Genomic DNA, 18,251 nt, shown 5'->3' with positions numbered 1-18,251 from the left:
CCGACCCGAGATGCGGCCGCTCATCACCGCTCAGCGTGACATCACCGCGGGCGTCGACATCGACCGCCTCGACGAGGACGGTCTGCGCGCGATTGTGCAAGCGCTACGCCACGGCATGCGACGCCCGGCTGCGAAGCTGCAAACCCCCGCCCGGATCGAGGAGATCGCTCCGGGCGGCGTACCCGCCCGCCTCTACCGTCCCGTGGAAAGCGACGTGCGTGAAACGCTGCCCGTCCTCATCTACGCACACGGCGGCGGATGGATCGGCGGCGATCTCGACCTCAACGACGAGATCTGCCGTGCGCTCGCGGCAGACGCATCATGCGCGGTCGTCAGCGTCGACTATCGGCTGGCCCCGGAGCATCCCTATCCCGCCGCCCTGGACGACTGCTGGTCGATCCTCACCTGGGCCCACGACACAGCGCCGTCGTGGGGCGGCGACCCCGACTGCCTGGCGGTGGCCGGCAGCAGCGCAGGAGGAAACCTCGCCGCCGCACTCGCTATCCGAGCCCGAGACGCGGGGATCCCGCTGCGCGCGCAACTGCTGATGTACCCCGTCACCGACGGTGCGTCGGAGTCGGCGTCGTTCCGGGACTACGCGACCGGCTATACGTTGACCGCATCCCAACTGCGGTTCTTCTGGCGCGCCTATGCGAATCCCGCATCTCAGCGACGCGATCCCGAGGTGTCGCCGCTCCACCTGGACACCGCCCACGGGCTCGCGCCCGCACTGATCATCACCGCGGAACTCGACCCGCTCCGTGACGAGGGCGAGGCCTACGGGCGGCTCCTCAAGGAGTCGGGCGTGCCTGTGCAGATCTCCCGGTACCGCGGACAGCTTCACGGGTTTGTCGCCATGACCGACATCACCCCCGACGCCCGGAGCGCACTCGCCGAGATGGCGGTCTACCTCATAGATCGCTGGGGTGCGGCCGGCCATGATCGACTCCGGCGCGCATCAGACGGACGACCGACGGCAGGAAAGAAGACAGAATGACGCTCACACGCAAACTCACCGGCATCGTTGCAGGTGCGCTCGCCCTTGCACTGGCGGGCTGTGCAGGGCCGGCCGGCGAGGCGACCGATCAGGAGACGCTGCTGGTCTACGCGGATGTCTCGCTGACCGGAGTACTTGCCGGATCCTCGCAGGCACAGGTGGAAGGTCTCACCGCAGCCGTCGACAGTATCAACGCTCAGGGCGGCATTGAGGGCCGGCAGCTCGAGTTGAAGGTGGTCAACGATGAGCTCGATGCGACCAAGGCGCTGACTCTCCTGCAGGAGCAGCTCGACACACGCAAACCCGACTTCGTCTGGCACGGTGTCTCCAGCAACGTCGCACTCGCGATCCTCCCGGCCCTGACTCGGAACGGCGTGTTCTCCATGGGCACACCCTCCAATGACGCCATCAACGATCCGGCAATGTACCCCTACGCGTTCGCGACGCAGGCGAAGGCGAAACTGGACGCTGAAGCGGCCGTCGCGCGCCTGGTCGAGGAGGGTGTGCGTCGGGTCGCCCTGATTACCAACTCCGATGCCAACGGGCAGAACGCGGCGACCTCGTATATGGCGGCGTTCGACGCCGCGGGCATCGAGTACGCATACGAGGACTACACGCCGCAGGACATCGACATGGTCGCTCAACTGCAGCGGCTGCAGGCCACCAACCCGGAGGTGCTGTTCGTCGAAGGATACGGTGCCCCCGGCGGATACGTGCTGAAGAGCCGTACGAAACTCGGCTGGGACATTCCCACGCGCGCGACCAACAGCATCGGCAACGGCGTGAATCTCGGCCTGGTGAGCGATCCACGCGATTGGGTCAACCTGGAACTGATCATTCACCCCATCAACACCGCGGAACGGACGACGGGTGACTCCGCGGCGTTCGAGACTCTCGTATCGTCGTTGGACGAGCAGGGCTCGGCTTTCGACCAGTCGATGCAGCTGTACACATATCCCTGGGACGCGCTGCATCTCTACAAGGCTGCGGTCGAGCAGGCCGGCACCACCGATGCCGAAGCGGTGACTGCTGCGATGGAGTCGCTCCAGCCCGTCGACGGGGAATCGCCGTTCCTCACCTTCCCGACCATGCGGTACACCCCGGACGATCACTTCCTCAACCTTGAGGCGGACGAGGCCTTCATCTACCTGCCTGCCGGCCCGACAGACCGCGGAACTCTACAGCCGGCGAACTGACATGCCCGCAACGGAGGAGGTGGTGCGATTCGGGCTGCTGCGTCGCCGGCCGGGCATGTCCTCGCGGGAGTTCTCATCGCATTGGGCGAATGTCCACGGTCCCCTCGTCAGCGGGCTACCGGGCTTCCGGCGATGGACGGCGGCCTACTCACAGAACCACCCGGACGCCGACGCCGCCCTCGACGGGATTTCCGTCACGGTCCAGACGCCTCGCGAGGACTACCTGGGGGAGAGCTTCTTCCGCGAGCCCGACTACAGATACGCACGCGCCGACGAACGGACGTTCCTCGACATGGCGACGTCATCGTTCATCCTCGCCGTCCGGCGACTGGTGCGGCACGAACCGCCGGACGCCGCGAAGCTGATTGTCATCGCGTCGCGGACGTTGCCCGTGTTGGACAACACGGCCGGGCTGCGGCTGTCCACGCCGATCGCATCCCTGCCCGGGCCGCAGATCGCGGAGGCCTGGTATCCGTCGACGACAGAGCGCGCGCGGGACGCTGCCCGACTGCGCCGTGCCGACCCAGACGCGACGATACTGCCAGCTCGTGAGTTCGTGTTCTTCACCGCGACGGATGGCGCTCTCGATGACTGAGACCGGCGTGCGGCCGCGCGCTCACCCACGGATGTCGATCAACCACGCGACGATTCGTCGGACAAACCTGCAAGAAGCGCTGGACGTGACGCAGCGGTGCGGCGTGGCAAGCATCGGCCTCTGGCGTGAACAGGTGGCCGAGAGGGGACTCAGAGACGCCACCAGGCGCCTATCCTCTTCCGGGTTGCGGTTGTCGAGCATCTGCCGCGCGGGTTACGTCACGTCACCAGAGACGGCATCCTGGTCGGCGGCAATCGAGGACTGCCAGAGAGCGATCGAGGAGACCGCCGACCTCGCCGCGGCCGGCGCGCCCGGATCTCGGGCCGTCCTGGTCATCGTCGCAGGCGGCCTCCCGCCCGGCTCACGCGACCTTGCCGCAGCGCGCGAGCGCACACGTGAGGCCATCGCCTGCGTCGAGAGCACCGCGGCAGATGCCGGCGTGACGTTAGCGATCGAAGCGCTGCACCCGATGTACGCCGCCGACCGTGGAGTCATCTCCACCCTGGCCGAAGCGCTGGATATGGCGGAGCAGTTCGGCCCGCATGTCGGGGTGATGATCGACACGTTCCACACCTGGTGGGATCCCTCGATCCTGGAGCAGATCGCCCGCGCAGGTGCCTCGGCACGAATCGCTGGGTTTCAGGTGAGCGATTGGATGACGCCTCTGCCCGCCGATGTGCTGCTCGGCCGAGGAGTGATGGGCGACGGGCACATAGACTTCGCGCCCCTCACGCGGGCGATCGTGCAGACAGGCTATGACGGCGACGTGGAAGTCGAGATCTTCAACCAACCGCTGTGGGAAATGCCCAGCTTCAACGTCGTCCGGCGCTGTGTGGCGGCATTTCGTTCGTCGATTCCGTTGCCTGAATGATCTCGGAACTCACACCTTCGCCGACTCAATTCCCTCCACCAGCCCACTCTCGAGGACGACTTGAACGGTGCGCTCGTAGTGCTGACGAAGGAGCTCGGAGGCGAGCTGAGCGTCTCTGCTCAGCGTCGCAGCGAGTATTGCGGCGTGCTCTTCTTCAGCGCTACGCGTTGTGGCCGCAGTCGACGGGGCCGCCCACCGTCGGTAGAGCTCGGTCGCATCGGCCAGGCGGCGCGAGAAGTCGATGAGTACAGGCACATCGCAGGCATCAATCAGCTTCATATGGAACGCGCGGTGAACCTCTGCCCAGGTCTCGGAAACATGCTGCGGGTCGTGGGCGCCGCGCCGCGGCGTGCGCGCGAGAGTGTGATGCGCGGCGGTCAGCTCCGCTTCCCAGGCGAGGTCCCCGCGGTCGACGGCAAGCTCGATTGCGAGGCTCTCCGTACGACAACGGACCTCCGTGAGATCCCGCAGAACGTCAAGCGACAGGCGCGGGACGAAGAAGCCGCGGTTGGGCTGGATGTCGATGAAGTTCTCCCCAGCCAACCGGGTCAGCGCCTCCCGCACCACGGTGGTGCTGGTCTGATAGCTGGTGGCCAGCACCGCCGGTTGCAGCCGCTCACCGGGCATCCACTTCCCGCCGAGTATGTCCGCGCGAACAACATCATGAATCCGTTTCCCACGAGAGGTAAGCACGTCCATGTCGGAAATATAGCACCTTCAACGAAATGCATTCGAGAAGCGGACACGCAGAGTCTGTGAAAGAAGGGATGCGTCGGCGCGAGAATAGTGCATAATATGATCGCAAGTGTACAATTCGTACGCTGCGCAATGACGTGGAGGGGCACGGACAGTGACCGGACGACTCGAAGGCAAGGTGTGTCTCGTGACCGGCGCCGCACGCGGCCAGGGGGCCGCGGAAGCCGAGTTGTTCGCCGCACACGGCGCCCACGTCTACCTCGCCGATGTGCTCGATGCCGACGGTGATGCGCTCGCGGCAGGCCTACGTGAAAAGGGGCTGCACGCCGAGTACGTCCATCTCGATGTGACGGACTCGCCACAATGGGCGGCCGTCAGTTCGCGGATCGATGCACGGCACGGCAGAATCGATGTCCTTGTCAACAACGCCGGCATCGTCGGCCGGGGGTCCATCCTCGAAACCCGCGACGAGGTGTGGCAACAGGTTTTCAACGTCAACGTGACCGGAGCGTTTCACGGCATCCGGGCTATCGCTCCCATCATGCAGCGATCTCGCAGCGGCTCAATCGTGAACGTGTGCTCGATCGCCGCGCTCAGCGGCTATCCTGCAGCGTCATACTCGGCGAGCAAGTGGGCGTTGCGAGGGCTGTCGCAGGGAGCGGCGATAGAGTTCGCGAGCTGGGGGATTCGCGTCAACGCCATCCATCCTGGTCTCGTCGAGACGCCAATGGTGACGATGGCGGAGCATAACCGCCTTGTCACGGGTCTCACCCCGCTCGGACGGCCGGCCAGTGCGGAGGAGATCGCAACCTTGGTGCTGTTTCTGGCGTCGGACGAGGCGTCATACGTCACAGGCGCAGATATCCCCATTGACGGCGGCTTCAGCGCGGGCGCAGCTCTTCGATCGATCGCCCTGAGCACCGGTGTGTATGAAGCACCGCGTGTAGATAGTGCACGGTAAAGTGCATTCTGTGTAGACTTGTGTACTAGCCGGTTTAGAAGAGCCCTCAGCGCCGAGGATCTGGAAAGGATCACCGTGGATTCACTCATCTGGTCACAGGAGTGTTCAACATGATGACGACCATCCTCGCGGGTTTGTCGATCGGAGCCGTCTACACGATGGTGGCGATCGGCTACAACATCGTCTTCATCTCGTCCCGCGTCTTCAACTTCGCCCAGGCACAGTTCCTCATGGTCGGCGCCTTCGTCGCCCTGGTGGCCGCTCGCCAGTTCGATCTGCCCCTCTGGGCTGCGATCCTGCTGTGCGCGGCAAGCGGCGGGATCATCGGGGCGTTGGAGGAAATCCTGGCGATTCGCCGTCTTGCCGGTCGCGGTGCCCACAACGAGCTGGTCACCACACTGGGCGTCGGCGTACTCATGTCGGGGGCGGCGCTGGCGATCTTCGGATCGGATCCGCAGAAGCTCATATTCTTCGACGAGACCGCATTCTCATTCCTCGGCGGCCGAGTGGTCATGGTGGACCTGCTGCTTATCCTCGTCGCGATCCTGCTCGCCGGCATCGTGGGCCTTGTCACCCGCAAGTCGATGATCGGCCTGGCGAGCCTAGCGACGTCGGAGGACCGCGACGCCGGGATGCTGCGCGGAATCAACGTCAAACGGCTCGCGCTTATCGCCTTCGTGATAGCTGGGGCCCTCGTCGCCGCTGTCGGGCCATTGGTCGCATCCAAGACGCTGGTGCATTACCACCTCGGCGATTTGCTGGCTGTCAAGGCGTTTGTGGCCCTCGCGATCGGCGGATTCGGAAGCTACCGGGGGGCGCTGATCGGCGGATTCGTCGTCGGCCTGCTGGAGATGTTCGGCGCACGCTACCTCGGTACCGAGTGGCAGAACATCACCGTGTTTGCGCTCCTGCTGGTCGTCCTACTCGTCTTGCCGCAGGGAATCTTCGGCCGACGCAACGAACGGGTGGTGTGAAAATGCGCATCTCTCAGACCGCGTTCCAGCGCGGGCCATTCTGGCTGATTCCGTTAGCTTTCGGAGTGGCGGTGATGCTGATGCCGCTCTACGTCGGCGATGCCGGCTTCCTGCGCATGATCATCAGCGTCGCGCTCATGTCCATGCTCGTGGTCGGGCTCAACATGACCTTCGGGTATGCCGGCGAACTCGCACTCGGTCAGTCAGCCATCTATGCCGTCGGCGCCTATGCCGCCGGCATCCTCGCCGTCGACGGTCTGGACCTTCCCGTAACTTTCGTCGTGGCGCTGTTCGCCGGAGCGGCGGTCGGCCTTCTCACCGGAATTCCCGGGATCCGGCTGGGCAGCTGGTCGCTCGGCATGGTGACGTTCTTTCTCGTGCTGCTGATCCCGGACGTGGTGAACCTCTTCCCCGCAGCCACCGGCGGTGCCGTCGGACTTCCTGGCATCCCCCTTCCTTCGGTGTTCGGCGTGCAGCTCAGCAGCGACACCTATTTCATGGTCGTCATCGCCGTCGCGATCATCTTCTTCGCGCTTCTGCGCAACTACGCGGTCTCACGGCACGGCGCGGCACTCAAGGTGATGCGCGAGTCGCCGGTCCTTGCCCGGTCGCTCGGATACTCGGTACCACGACTGAAGCTGACTGCTTACGTCATCGGCGCCACCCCAGCGGGCGCAGCCGGGGCGCTGTTCGCCTACCAGGACGGTTACATCTCGCCGCTCTCCTTCGGGTTCCAGATGGCCGTGGCCATTCTCGCCGCCTCGATCATCGGCGGCAGTGAGAGCATCTACGGGGCGGTCATTGGGGCGGCCATCCTCGTGATCGGTCCGTTGCGCACCGCGGGCTTCCAGCAGTACTCGCTGATCTTCTTCGGACTGCTCCTGGTCGTCGGGGGACTGTTCTTTACCGGCGGCATCGCTGGCATCATGCGCAAAGCGGTACGAAGATTCCTGGTGAAGGACGAATTGCTGCCCGATGTCCGCGCGGCGATGAGCGCTCCTGCGGCGGTCGTGAGGATCGACGGCGCCCCGCTCGCAGCCTCAGGCATCGAGAAGTCGTTTGGCGGCAATCGCGCTCTAGCGGGCGTGGACCTCACCGCGAATCCCGGCGAGGTGACTGCCCTCATCGGCCCGAACGGCTCGGGCAAGACCACTCTGCTCAACATCATCTCGGGGTTCTACAAGCCCGACGGTGGCACCGTCCGCGTCGGAGAGACCGACATGATCGGTCTCAAGCCGCACAGGATCGCGAGCGCGGGAGTATCGCGCACCTTCCAGACGCCTCTGGTGCCCAAGAGCATGACGGCCGCGGAGGTTGTCGCGAGCGCACGCTACACTCGCGCGCGAAATAGCGTCGCCGCGGCCATGCTCCGGTTGCCGAGTGGGCGTCATGCCGCGCGCCGGGACCGCGAGGAAGCGCTGCGCCTGCTCGCGACAATGGGAATCGTCGAGCTCGCGGATCGCCCGGCGTCGGAGCTTCCGCTGGGGACGCGGAGAATCCTCGAGGTGGCGCGAGCACTGGCAGGCGATCCGGCGGTGGTCCTTCTCGACGAGCCGGCGTCCGGCCTGGACGAGAGCGAGGTCGTCGCGCTCAGCGAGGTCATCCTGCGCCTCAAGGACGCCGGTGCGACGATCGTGATCGTCGAGCACAACTTCGAGATGGTCATGAGCATCGCGGATCGGGTGAATGTGCTGCACCTGGGCAGGATGATCGCGTCCGGGCCGCCTCATGCGGTGCGCAACGACCCCGAGGTGGTGGAGAGCTATCTCGGCAAGGCAGCCCGGGAACAGCTCGAGCGTCATCAGAACGGAGGCGCGGAATGACCGTGGGTCTGGAGGTACGCGATCTGGAGACGGGTTACGGGGAATTGCGGGTCGTCCGCGGTCTCTCCCTCTCCTGCAACGTCGGTGAGATCACGGCGCTGCTGGGACGCAACGGTGCAGGCAAAACCACGACGCTGTCCGCGATCGCGGGGCTGCTACCGACGAACGCGGGAACGGTGGCGATACACGGCGAAGTGCAGACCGGACCACCGGCGCGCAGGGTTGCCAACGGGCTGAGCATGGTCCAGGAGGGCAAGCGCGTGTTCCGCGCGCGCACCGTGGAGGAGAACCTCCGACTCGGCGGATTCGTCCACCGTGGACGTTCCGGCTTTCTCGACGCCGGGATCGAGCGGTCTTACGAACGGTTCCCGATTCTCAAGGAGAAACGCAATCAAGCGGCCGGGATGCTCAGCGGTGGGCAGCAGCAGATGCTCGCCATCGCCCAGGCGTTGATGGCGGACCCGAAGGTTCTCATGCTCGATGAACCATCGGCGGGACTGGCACCATCGATCGTCGAAGAGGTCTTCAACGAGATCACCTCACTGAAGACCGAAGGCCTGTGCGTGCTGCTGGTCGAGCAACTGATCGACAACTCGCTCGCGATCGCGGACCGCGTAGCGGTGCTCGATCACGGCCGAATCACCATCGACACCGAGGTCAAAGCGCTCACATCATGGGACGTCCTGCGTGAGAGCTACCTCGGAACGACATCGGAAACGGAGACCAACGAATGACAGAGCCATCCGCAAGCTACCCTGAACTGGCCGGCAAGGTCGCCGTCGTCACCGGTGCGGCCCGAGGCATGGGTGCTCGTTTCGCCCAGGGGCTCGTCTCTCGTGGTGTCAATGTGGTCGGCGGCGACATCAATGCCGAAGGCATGCGCGCGACAGCCGACGCCGTCAACCGCGAGACCGACGGCAACGCAGCACTGGTGGCGGCTCAAATCGATGTCACCATCGCGGACGAACACACCCGGCTTGCCGACATCGCCTTGGAACGCTTCGGGCAAGTGGACTACTGGATCAACAACGCGGGCGTGTTCCCCCAGGGCGCCGTCCTGGAGATTCCCGCCGAGCAGATGCGTTCGACGTTCGCTGTGAACGTGGACGGCGTGCTCTTCGGAACCCAGGCCGCCGCGCGGGCGATCGGCGACAGAGGCGGTTCGGTCGTGAACATGTCCAGCGTCTCGGCCTTCCGCGTGCGCCCCACCCGAGCGGTGTACTCCGCCTCGAAGGCCGCGGTCGATCATCTGACACGGTTCTTGTCGCTCGAGCTGGGAACCACGGGGTTGCGTGTCAACGCCATCGCCCCGGGTTTCATCGACACGGAGATGACCGCGTGGCTGCACGATCAGCCAGGCTTGCTGGAGAAGGCGGTCGCGTCCGTCCCCCTCGGACGCATCGGCACCACGGACGACATCTTCGCCGCCGTTCTGTTCCTTCTGTCCGACAGTGCCAGCTACATTTCCGGGTCGACGATCTTCGTCGACGGCGGCTCGCGAAACTTCTCGGCCTCGGCATGAGCGGACAGCGGAAGGTCATCGTCGTTGGCGGCGGCGGCGCCGGCTTGTCGGCCGCAGCGATGGCGGCCGAGCAGGGCGCCGATGTGCAGTTGTTCGAGTCGGAGAATGCTGTCGGCGGCTCGACGAAACTGTCGTCGGGAATCATCAGCGCCGGCGGGACCAGCGTCCAGCGTGCACTCGGGGTCGACGATAGCCCGGAGCGGTTCTTCCAGCATTACATGGACCTGAACCAGTGGCGCCTGGAGCCCGCGCTGATCACGACGTTCTGCCAGGAGGCCGCGCCCGCGTTCGAGTGGCTGCTGGGCCTGGGTGTGGAGGTGCCTGCGGCCATCTCGTACAACGCCCGTGAGCCCGGGCTCAACCAGGCGGGTGTCGGTGATGTCTGGCGTGCCCACGTCCCGGCGGGCGAGGGGGAGGGCGTGGTTCGCGTTCTCGAGAACGCGATCTCCGAGCGAGGAGTCCACGTCGCGCTGCAGGCACATGTGGACAGATTGCTGATGTCCGAGGGGCGTGTCACAGGTGTGCTCGTGGATGGCGTGGAGCACTGGGCGGATGCCGTCGTCGTCGCCAGCGGCGGCTTCTCGCACAGCGACGAACTGCTCGCGGAGTACTATCCTCGCGCTCTTGAGTCGCCCAACCTCTTCCGGGTCGCGGCACCCGGAAGCCGCGGTGACCACATTGCATTCGCCGAACAGGTGGACGCATCGCTCAGCGGTCACGGACGCGGTCTCCTACTCCTGGCCGCCGACTTCCAGCGTCACCATCACTGGGAGGCCGGGTTCCCCCCGAAATCGCGCATCTACGTCGGCCGCGACGGGAGACGCTTCACCAACGAAGATGTCTCATACTCCGTGTCGACCGGGATCTTCGACCGGGCCGGCGGCTGGTGCTGGGCCGTGTTCGACGAAGCGGGTTTGCGATCGTTGCCGACCGGGGAGTTCCTGGAGTGGACTCCGGACGTGGTGCGGCGGGAAGCCGAGAAGGGAATCACCGCCGTCGGCGCGGACAGTCTGGGCGAGCTGGCGCGGCTCATCGACGTGCCCGAGAAGGCGCTGGTCAAGACGGTGGAACGATGGAACTCCGAACTGCCGATGGGTGGCGTCGACTCCGAATACCAGCGGGAGGCGACGATGAAGGCAAAAGGGGTGACCGGTGAGCCGGACCGGATCGCCGAGCCGCCCTTCTACGCCGTCAAGATCCGGCCGAGCGAACTGATCTGCACCCACACCGGTCTGGCTATCAACGGGTCAGCGGCTGTCCGCGACCGGTTCGGGGAGGTGATCCCCGGCCTATACGCCGCGGGAGAGGCGGGCGGCGGGGTGCTCGGTGAGAGCTACGTCGGCGGTGGCAACTCCGTTTCCAACGCGCTCACCATGGGACGTGTCGCCGGCCGGAGCGCCGCGTCGGGACGCTCATGACTGACACGCTGACCTACGACGTGGTCGTGCTGGGAACCGGTGCGGCGGGGTTGACCGCCGCACTGTCGGCAAGTGCGCACGGGGCATCGGTCGGCATCTTCGAGAAAGCGCCAACCGTCGGTGGCACCACTGCCGTCTCGGGAGGAGTCGTCTGGCTGCCGCTTCACGACAAACCCGATGCGCACGGACCGCTCACTCGCGAGGACGCCGTGCGGTACCTCAGTTCACTCTCGCTCGGACTGATGGACGACGAGCTCATCTCGACCTTCGTCGACGAAGGCCAGCCGATGGTCGACTTCGTGGAAGCCAACAGCCCTGTCCGCTTCGATGTGGCGGACGGCTTTCCCGACTACTATCCCGAGAAGCCGGGAGGCAGACCGCACGGCGGCAGATCTCTCAACCCACGCCCGTTCGCGTTCGCCGAACTCGGCGCATGGGCGAACAAGGTCACGGCGTTCCCGGTCGACTCGATGACCTTCGGATTCGACGTGGAGACGCAGCAGCGGTTGCGCCTGCAAACATCCGAGCGCGTCGTCGAGGAGTTGGCTGCGGTCGATGGCCGCTTCATGGGCGCGGGTCTGATCGGCGGACTCCTGCGCGCCCTCCTCGACCGCGGCATCACCCCCCATCTCGACTCGCCCGCCGACGAATTGATCGTGACCGACGGTCGCGTCGGCGGCGTCCTTGTCGAACAGCACGGCGCGCGGATCAGCGTCACGGCGCGAAAAGGCGTGGTCATCGCAACCGGTGGGTTCGAGTGGAACGACCACTTCGTCAAGACATTCCTTCGGGGGCCGATGAACGGCGCGGTGTCCCCGCCGTTCAACACGGGCGACGGACTACGCATGGCGATGTCGGCGGGCGCAGATCTCGGCACCATGGGCGACGCCTGGTGGGTGCCAATCATCCAGGTACCCGACGACGAGTTCCTCGGCCGCAAACGAAGTCGCAGCATCCGGCTCGAACGCACCCGCCCCCGCAGCATCATGGTCAACGTCCGGGGGGAGCGTTTCGCGAACGAGGCGATGAACTACAACTCGCTCGGCACCGCCTTCCACGAGTTCGATCTCACGGAATTCGCGTACCGCAATATCCCCGCGTGGCTGGTGATCGACGACGTGCATCTGCGCCGCTACGGATTCCTCGGAGTACCGCCCGGGGGTGAGCCCCTCGACTGGTTCAACGCGTCCGACTCGCTCGATGAACTCGCCCAACGGGCGGGCATTCGCCTCAGCACACTGAAGTCGACCGTGCAGCGCTGGAATACGAACGTGGCGGAAGGACGCGACCCCGACTTCCATCGCGGGGAAAGCGTGCACGACGGCTGGTGGGGCGACTGGGCCGGAGAGACTCCGGCGGCGCGCACGCTGGGGCCGATTGACACACCGCCGTTCTACGCCGTTCCGGTCACCGTCGGTGCTCTTGGCACCAAAGGCGGACCGCGCACCGACCCCAATGGCAAAGTGTTGCACGTGGACGGACACCCCATCGAAGGGCTCTATGCGGCGGGAAACGCGATGGCAGGCGTCACCGCGCTCGCATATGGTGGCGCGGGCGGCACCATCGGTCCGGCCATGGTGTTCGGCTTCCTCGCCGGACGCGATGCCGCGCGGACGCGCACCGCCTCCCGGAGCGAGCCGGCGGCGCAATCGACGGATCGGGACCCGGAAGAATCCGGGCGGCCCGCGAAGACAATCACGAAGGGATGAAATTGTGTCTTGGGGACTGATCTCCGAAATGGGTCATGTAGCGATCCAGACCACCCGGCTCGAGGACTCCGTGTTTGATGCCACTCAAGTGCTAGGACTTCGCGAGACGGGACGCGATGAACACACCGTCTTCCTCGCTGCCGCCGACGTCCATCATGAGCTCATGTATCAGGCGAGCGAGCACGACGGGATCGACCACATCGGACTGGTCGCCGCCGATCGCGGCGCGTTGGCCGAGGTGCGGCGAAGGATCGATGCCGGCGGCTGGGAAGTGGTCAGTGAATCGCCTCTCGAGGAGGGAATCGAGGAAGGGTTCGCGTTCGAGGGACCGGAAGGGTTCATCTACGAGGTCTACGTCGGGATGGCCCGGCAGGACGCCCCTCAGCTCGGATTCGGTCCGGACCGCTTCGGTCACATCAACATCCATCCTCAGGATGTCGAGGCGTACAAGACCTTTCTGACCGATGTGCTCGACTTCCGCATCTCCGACGTCATCGGAGACGACTTCGCCTACTTCCTGCGGTGCAACGCCGACCACCACGGCATCGCCCTCATCGCCGGAAGAGGCACGATGCATCACCACGCCTGGCAGGCGCAGAGCATCGTCGACCTGGGGAAGCTCGGAGACCGGTTGGATCGGCTGCGGCGACAGATGATCTGGGGCCCGGTCCGTCACGGCGCCGGTCACAACATCGCGGCGTACTTTGTCGAGCCGTCCGGTGGAGTGATCGAGCTCTACGCCGACCTCGAGCAGATCTATGACGACAATCGGCCGCCTGTCGTATGGAACGGCGACGACAACAGATGGTTCAGCCGTTGGGGCGTATATCGCGGCCAGGACTTCCGAACCCATGGGCTGTTCCCCGCGCCGCGGAACCGCTGAGAACCGCCTGCACCAGGCAAGAAGGACGACAGCAGTGAGATATGCCAGCTTTGTCACACCGTCCGGCTCCCACACGTGGGGCGCCGAGATCGACGGTGTGCTCTACGATCTCGGGCCGACCGGCACACAATTCGCGAGCACCCTGAAGGACGCCCTCAACGGCCGAGAGCTCCCCGCTGCCGCGGACATCGACGGTGCACCGTCGACGCCGGTGGACGCCGTCAAGTTCCTGCCGGTGATCGTCGACCCCACCAAGATCATCTGCGTCGGCGTGAACTACCGGGCACATCAGGAGGAGACCGGCCGTGGGGCCCCATCGGCCCCCACGGTCTTTACGCGATTCGCCGACTCGCAGATGGGACACCTTCAGCCGGCTGTTCGACCGGCCACGACCGAACAGTTCGATTACGAGGGCGAACTTGCCCTGGTCATCGGCGCGCGGGCGCATCGGGTGGATGCTGCAGACGCATGGGATGTGATCGCGGGCTACGCAGCGTACAACGACTTCAGTGTCCGCGACTGGCAGCGTGCCACGACGCAGTGGATACCGGGAAAGAACTTTCCCGACACAGGTGCGTTCGGCCCGTACTTCGTTCCCGCCGCCGACATTCCGGACATCACCGCTCTCACTCTCGAAACGCGTGTGAACGGTGAGATCCGGCAGTCCGCGACTCTCGCGGATCTGGTCTTCACCATTCCTCAACTGATCGAGTACATCACCGCCTTCACTCCGCTGTCGCCTGGCGATGTGATCGTGACCGGGACGCCGGGCGGAGTTGGACTGTTCATGACCCCGACAGGGCTCCTGTCGGCGGGCGACGTGGTCGACGTGGAGATCACCGGATTGGGCGTGCTCACGAACACTGTCGTGCAGGGGTGATGCCGGTGGACTCTGCAAGCCGGATACCGGCTGGGGAACCACCCACACCGGACACCGACGTGTTCGTCGTCGGCGCCGGCCCGATGGGGGCGACCACCGCGCTCGCACTGGCGACCTACGGCGTTCGGGTGCACATGGTCACTAGGTACGGCTGGTTGTCGAACACCCCCAGGGCCCACATCACCAATCAGCGATCCATGGAGGTGTTCCGCGACCTGGGCGTCAGCGAGGCGATCGCCAGGCAGTCGTCACCTTGGCATCTCATGGGTGACACGCTGTTCACCACAAGCTTCGCCGGCGAGGAGATCGCCCGGATCAGGGCGTGGGGCACCGGCGATGAGCGACACGGAGACTACGTCGCCGGCAGCCCCGAGCCGATGCTGGACGTGCCACAACCCGCACTGGAGGCGGAACTCGTCCGTGCGGCGGCGGAGCGGGGCGCGCGCCTTTCTTTCGACACGGAGTATCTGTCCCACGTGCAGGATGCCGAAGGTGTCACCGTGCGCCTGCGTGATCGTCTGACGGGACGCGAGTACGAGACCCGCGCGCGGTACCTTGTGGGCGCGGATGGGGCACGGTCGCAGATTGTGGAGGAGCTCGGGCTGCCTGTCGAGGGAGAGATGGGTCGGGCGAACACTGCATATGTGCAGTTCACCGCCGACCTGGCCCGCTATGTTCGTCATCGCCCGAGCATCCTCTACTGGGTCCTCTCGGCCGGTGGCGCACACGGCGAGATCGGGATGGGCCTGCTGCGGGCCGTGCATCCCTGGCATCGGTGGATCGCGGGCTGGGGCTTTGACCCGGAGCGCGGAGAGCCTGACCTGTCGGCCGAGTCCGTCACCTCCCGCATCCGCGAGTTCGTCGGCGATCCCGACCTCGAGCTGACGATCGAGTCGACGTCCACCTGGCAGGTGAATCAGGCCTACGCGACGCAGTATTCGAAGGGGAGGGTGTTCTGCGGCGGAGATGCGGTGCACCGGCATCCCCCGTCAGGGGGTCTCGGGTCGAACACGTCCGTCCAAGACGCCTTCAACCTTGCATGGAAGCTCGCGTTCGTGGTGAAAGGCCACGCGTCGCCTGCCCTCCTCGACTCGTACAGTCAGGAGCGGGCTCCGATAGGTCGTCAGATCGTGCTGCGGGCGAACAAGTCGCGGATCGAGTTCGGGCAGTTCCGGGCGGCCCTGAGCTTAGATGATGCCGAGGACCGGGTCGGCTCCGCGTTGAGCACGCTGGTCGATCCCAGCCTGGAGGGCGCGGCAGCGCGGGATGCGCTCGGTGACGCGCTTCATGTGAAGGACTATGAGTTCAACGCACAGGGCGTCGAGATGAACCAGCGCTACCGTTCCTCGGCCGTCGCAGGCGACGCGTCACCACCGGAGGTGTTCGCGCGCGACCGCGAGTTGTACCTCCAACCCAGCACCCGTCCGGGAGCGAAACTCCCACACGCGTGGCTGGTCGATCGCAGCGGAACGCGCACCTCCACCTTGGATATCGTGGGCCGCGGCATGCTCACCCTGGTCACCGGGTTGTCGGGGACGGCATGGCTGGAAGCGCTCCAGCGGATCGACGCGCCGCATCTGGAAGCGGCGGTCATCGGCGCTCCCGACGCCCGCGACCTCTACCGCTCCTGGCAGCGGCTACGGGAGATCCACGATGCCGGTGCGCTCCTCGTCCGTCCCGACGGGTACATCGCGTGGCGATGCTCATCACCCATCTGGGACGCCGCCGACGCGGCGGCTCGCCTCGAGCGTGCTTTGCACGCAACACTCGGAAAGGTGTGACTATGGACCCGATCCTTCCGGGAGCCTGGCAGATTCGTGTCCGCGACCGTCTGGACATCCTGGATCTCTACGCCAGGCAATCACATGCCGTCGACAGCAGTAATGGTGCGGGGTGGGCGGCGACATTCACCGATGACGGCGTGTTCACGTCCCCGACCTATAACCTCACGGCCCGTGGGCCCGACGAACTGGCCGAGTTCGCCCGGTCATCCAACGACGCCGCGCTGGCCCGCGGGGAGCAGTTTCGCCACGTCGTCACCGCCGTCATGCTTACGCCGGTGTCCGACGGACGTATCGACAGCAAGGCGTACCTAATGATCATCGCCACCAGCGAGACAGGGACGCGCATCGATCGAAGTCTGGTCATGCACGACGAGCTGCGCCGCGTCTCCGGGCGGTGGCTCGTCTCTTCCCGGGAAACCGTCCGCGACCACTGAATGGAAGACGGCGCGAATCCTCGACGGTGGAAGGCATTCGGTGTCTGCGTCGCGGGGGCCGCGCTGTCGGTGCTGGACCTGACGAAGGTCAACGTCGCCGTGCCGTCCCTGGAGACACGGCTCGGCGCGTCGCCCGTGGAGCTGCAACTCGTCATCGCGGCGTACGCCGTTGCATTCGGCTTGGTCCTCGTTCCCAGTGGCCGGCTCGGCGACCTCGGCGCCAGAAAGCCCCTCTTCCTCATCGGCCTTGTGCTCTTCGGCGCCGCCAGCCTCCTGTGCGGGCTTGCGCCCAGCGCCTCGGCACTCGTGTCCTTCCGTGCACTGCAGGGGGTTGCGGCCGGAATTCTGATGCCGCAGGTGATCGGTTTCATCCAGCACCTGTTCCCGCCCGCGGAACGCGGCCGCGCCTTCGGTCTGTTCGGAGGGATCACCGGCTTCCTGACCGCCCTCGGCCCTGTGCTGGGCGGCGTGCTCATCGAGCTTGGTGGAACACAGCTGGGCTGGCGGATGACGTTCTGGATCAACGTGCCTCTGCTCCTCGCGCTGCTCCCTTTCGCTGCCACCCTGCTTCCCCGCACAGCGCCCACCGTCGCGCACCGTATGACCATCGATGTCGTGGGTGTGATGCTGTTCGGTGCGAGCGTGACCCTCCTGATGATTCCGTTCGTCCTGACAAGCGGCCGAGGCGGCGACGACTCCGCTCGCTGGTGGGCGCTGCTGGGATGCGCCGTCGCCTTAGTCGCATTCCTGTGCTGGGAGCGCAGCTACAGTGCCCGGGGGAATGATCCGCTCATCGACCTGTCGCTTCTTCGCATTGAAACCTACCGCTACAGCCTTCTCGTCGGGTCGATCTACTACGCAGGCATGCCCGCCGTGTTCATCGTTGTGACGCTCTTCCTCCAGCAGGGGTTGGGGGTGCCGGCTGGCCTCGCCGGGTTGGCCGTGGTGCCCTTTCCCCTCGCATCCGCCCTGGCGGCCGTCGGCATCGCGCGGCTCCTTCCGACGTGGAGCCGAGAACTCGTCTGGGCGGGACTCGGCATCGCCACGGGCGGCTTCCTCCTCGTACTGGCCGCATCCAGCGCCCTACCGGCAGGCTCGGTCACCTGGGGGATGTCCGCCGCGCTGGCGCTGGCGGGGATCGGTGGGGGGATCGTCGCTGCCGCCAATCAGACGCGGATGCTGCAGCACGTTCCGATCGCACGAGGCGGGGTGGCCGGAGCGTTCGGGCAAGTCGGACAGCGGACGGGAACCGCCATCGGTGTTGCTGCTGTTGTTTCCTCGTACTTCTCCACGCTCGCGGGAATCGATGACGGCTCCCGGCTGGAGGGTTACCGATCCGCCGTGAGTGGCGGACTGGCCGTGGCCGTCGGGTTCTTCGCCGTCGCGCTGGCGGTGTCACTGCTGGACCGGCAGCGATCACCGGAGCAGCGACGGGGGACGACGCCCGAAGTGTAGTAGAGCCTTGCGAGGCAGGCATGCGGTGGTGCCAGGCGGACACACCCTCCCTT

At 65.7% G+C, this 18,251-nt stretch carries 17 protein-coding genes and 2 pseudogenes; 18 read left to right on the top strand and 1 reads right to left on the bottom strand.

The window, feature by feature from the left end:
* Positions 1-10 precede the first annotated feature (10 nt).
* Genes BR85_RS11840 through BR85_RS11825 form a run of 4 tightly spaced genes read left to right on the top strand, consistent with a single transcriptional unit; the run spans position 11 to position 3,659 of the window.
* The gene (locus BR85_RS11840) at positions 11-997 is read left to right on the top strand and encodes an alpha/beta hydrolase (protein ID WP_051526332.1); all 987 of its coding nucleotides are present in this window, start codon (positions 11-13) and stop codon (positions 995-997) included.
* Complete coding sequence (locus tag BR85_RS11835) at positions 994-2,193, top strand: ABC transporter substrate-binding protein (protein WP_028496723.1); 1,200 nt, start codon at positions 994-996, stop codon at positions 2,191-2,193. Before BR85_RS11840 ends, BR85_RS11835 begins: the two co-directional genes overlap by 4 nt.
* 22 nt (positions 2,194-2,215) lie before the next feature.
* Entirely contained in the window at positions 2,216-2,788 is a 573-nt protein-coding gene (locus tag BR85_RS11830) for an EthD domain-containing protein (RefSeq protein ID WP_166657810.1), read from the top strand.
* Positions 2,781-3,659, top strand: a complete 879-nt coding sequence (locus BR85_RS11825; RefSeq protein ID WP_051526348.1) for a sugar phosphate isomerase/epimerase family protein — start codon at positions 2,781-2,783, stop codon at positions 3,657-3,659. Before BR85_RS11830 ends, BR85_RS11825 begins: the two co-directional genes overlap by 8 nt.
* A 9-nt stretch (positions 3,660-3,668) precedes the next feature.
* On the opposite strand, the gene BR85_RS11820 is transcribed toward BR85_RS11825, so the two are convergent.
* Positions 3,669-4,358: a GntR family transcriptional regulator gene (locus tag BR85_RS11820; protein ID WP_036272842.1), complete on the bottom strand. Its 690-nt coding sequence runs from the start codon at positions 4,356-4,358 to the stop codon at positions 3,669-3,671.
* A 151-nt stretch (positions 4,359-4,509) separates the two neighbouring features.
* Here BR85_RS11820 and BR85_RS11815 point away from each other — a divergent pair, with 151 nt between their 5' ends.
* From BR85_RS11815 to BR85_RS11760, 14 genes and pseudogenes are all read left to right on the top strand, one after another.
* Complete coding sequence (locus BR85_RS11815; RefSeq protein ID WP_028496721.1) at positions 4,510-5,316, top strand: SDR family NAD(P)-dependent oxidoreductase; 807 nt, start codon at positions 4,510-4,512, stop codon at positions 5,314-5,316.
* Between the two features lie 110 nt (positions 5,317-5,426).
* On the top strand, positions 5,427-6,290 hold the full coding sequence (locus BR85_RS11810; RefSeq protein WP_197018623.1) for a branched-chain amino acid ABC transporter permease: 864 nt from the start codon (positions 5,427-5,429) through the stop codon (positions 6,288-6,290).
* A gap of 2 nt (positions 6,291-6,292) precedes the next feature.
* Positions 6,293-7,168, top strand: a pseudogene (locus tag BR85_RS15880) (branched-chain amino acid ABC transporter permease); the annotation flags it as partial.
* A gap of 48 nt (positions 7,169-7,216) precedes the next feature.
* Positions 7,217-7,837 (top strand): annotated as a pseudogene (locus BR85_RS15875) (ABC transporter ATP-binding protein); the annotation flags it as partial.
* A gap of 111 nt (positions 7,838-7,948) precedes the next feature.
* The gene (locus BR85_RS15870; protein WP_424960592.1) at positions 7,949-8,113 is read left to right on the top strand and encodes an ABC transporter ATP-binding protein C-terminal domain-containing protein; all 165 of its coding nucleotides are present in this window, start codon (positions 7,949-7,951) and stop codon (positions 8,111-8,113) included.
* Positions 8,110-8,847 carry an ABC transporter ATP-binding protein gene (locus BR85_RS11800; RefSeq protein ID WP_028496718.1) on the top strand — a complete coding sequence of 246 codons (738 nt, stop codon included), beginning with the start codon at positions 8,110-8,112 and terminating at the stop codon, positions 8,845-8,847. The genes BR85_RS15870 and BR85_RS11800 overlap by 4 nt, the downstream gene beginning before the upstream one ends.
* Entirely contained in the window at positions 8,844-9,635 is a 792-nt protein-coding gene (locus BR85_RS11795; protein ID WP_051526330.1) for an SDR family NAD(P)-dependent oxidoreductase, read from the top strand. The genes BR85_RS11800 and BR85_RS11795 overlap by 4 nt, the downstream gene beginning before the upstream one ends.
* Positions 9,632-11,053: an FAD-dependent oxidoreductase gene (locus tag BR85_RS11790; protein ID WP_028496716.1), complete on the top strand. Its 1,422-nt coding sequence runs from the start codon at positions 9,632-9,634 to the stop codon at positions 11,051-11,053. The genes BR85_RS11795 and BR85_RS11790 overlap by 4 nt, the downstream gene beginning before the upstream one ends.
* Positions 11,050-12,762, top strand: a complete 1,713-nt coding sequence (locus BR85_RS11785; protein ID WP_081782772.1) for an FAD-dependent oxidoreductase — start codon at positions 11,050-11,052, stop codon at positions 12,760-12,762. The genes BR85_RS11790 and BR85_RS11785 overlap by 4 nt, the downstream gene beginning before the upstream one ends.
* A complete protein-coding gene (locus BR85_RS11780) occupies positions 12,656-13,645 on the top strand; it encodes a VOC family protein (RefSeq protein WP_231478695.1) in 990 nt (329 codons plus the stop codon). The genes BR85_RS11785 and BR85_RS11780 overlap by 107 nt, the downstream gene beginning before the upstream one ends.
* Before the next feature lie 34 nt (positions 13,646-13,679).
* Complete coding sequence (locus BR85_RS11775; protein ID WP_028496714.1) at positions 13,680-14,525, top strand: fumarylacetoacetate hydrolase family protein; 846 nt, start codon at positions 13,680-13,682, stop codon at positions 14,523-14,525.
* A gap of 59 nt (positions 14,526-14,584) precedes the next feature.
* Positions 14,585-16,306: an FAD-dependent oxidoreductase gene (locus BR85_RS11770; protein ID WP_028496713.1), complete on the top strand. Its 1,722-nt coding sequence runs from the start codon at positions 14,585-14,587 to the stop codon at positions 16,304-16,306.
* 2 nt (positions 16,307-16,308) lie between these two features.
* Positions 16,309-16,743 carry a nuclear transport factor 2 family protein gene (locus BR85_RS11765; RefSeq protein ID WP_051526329.1) on the top strand — a complete coding sequence of 145 codons (435 nt, stop codon included), beginning with the start codon at positions 16,309-16,311 and terminating at the stop codon, positions 16,741-16,743.
* Positions 16,744-18,198: an MFS transporter gene (locus BR85_RS11760; protein WP_028496711.1), complete on the top strand. Its 1,455-nt coding sequence runs from the start codon at positions 16,744-16,746 to the stop codon at positions 18,196-18,198. It begins immediately after the preceding gene.
* Positions 18,199-18,251 lie beyond the last annotated feature (53 nt).

It is taken from the genome of Microbacterium sp. UNCCL10, assembly GCF_000746195.1.
Lineage (GTDB): Bacteria > Actinomycetota > Actinomycetes > Actinomycetales > Microbacteriaceae > Microbacterium > Microbacterium saccharophilum.
Note: the sequence above shows the minus strand (reverse complement) of the source record. Positions and strands in the feature narration are given on the sequence as shown.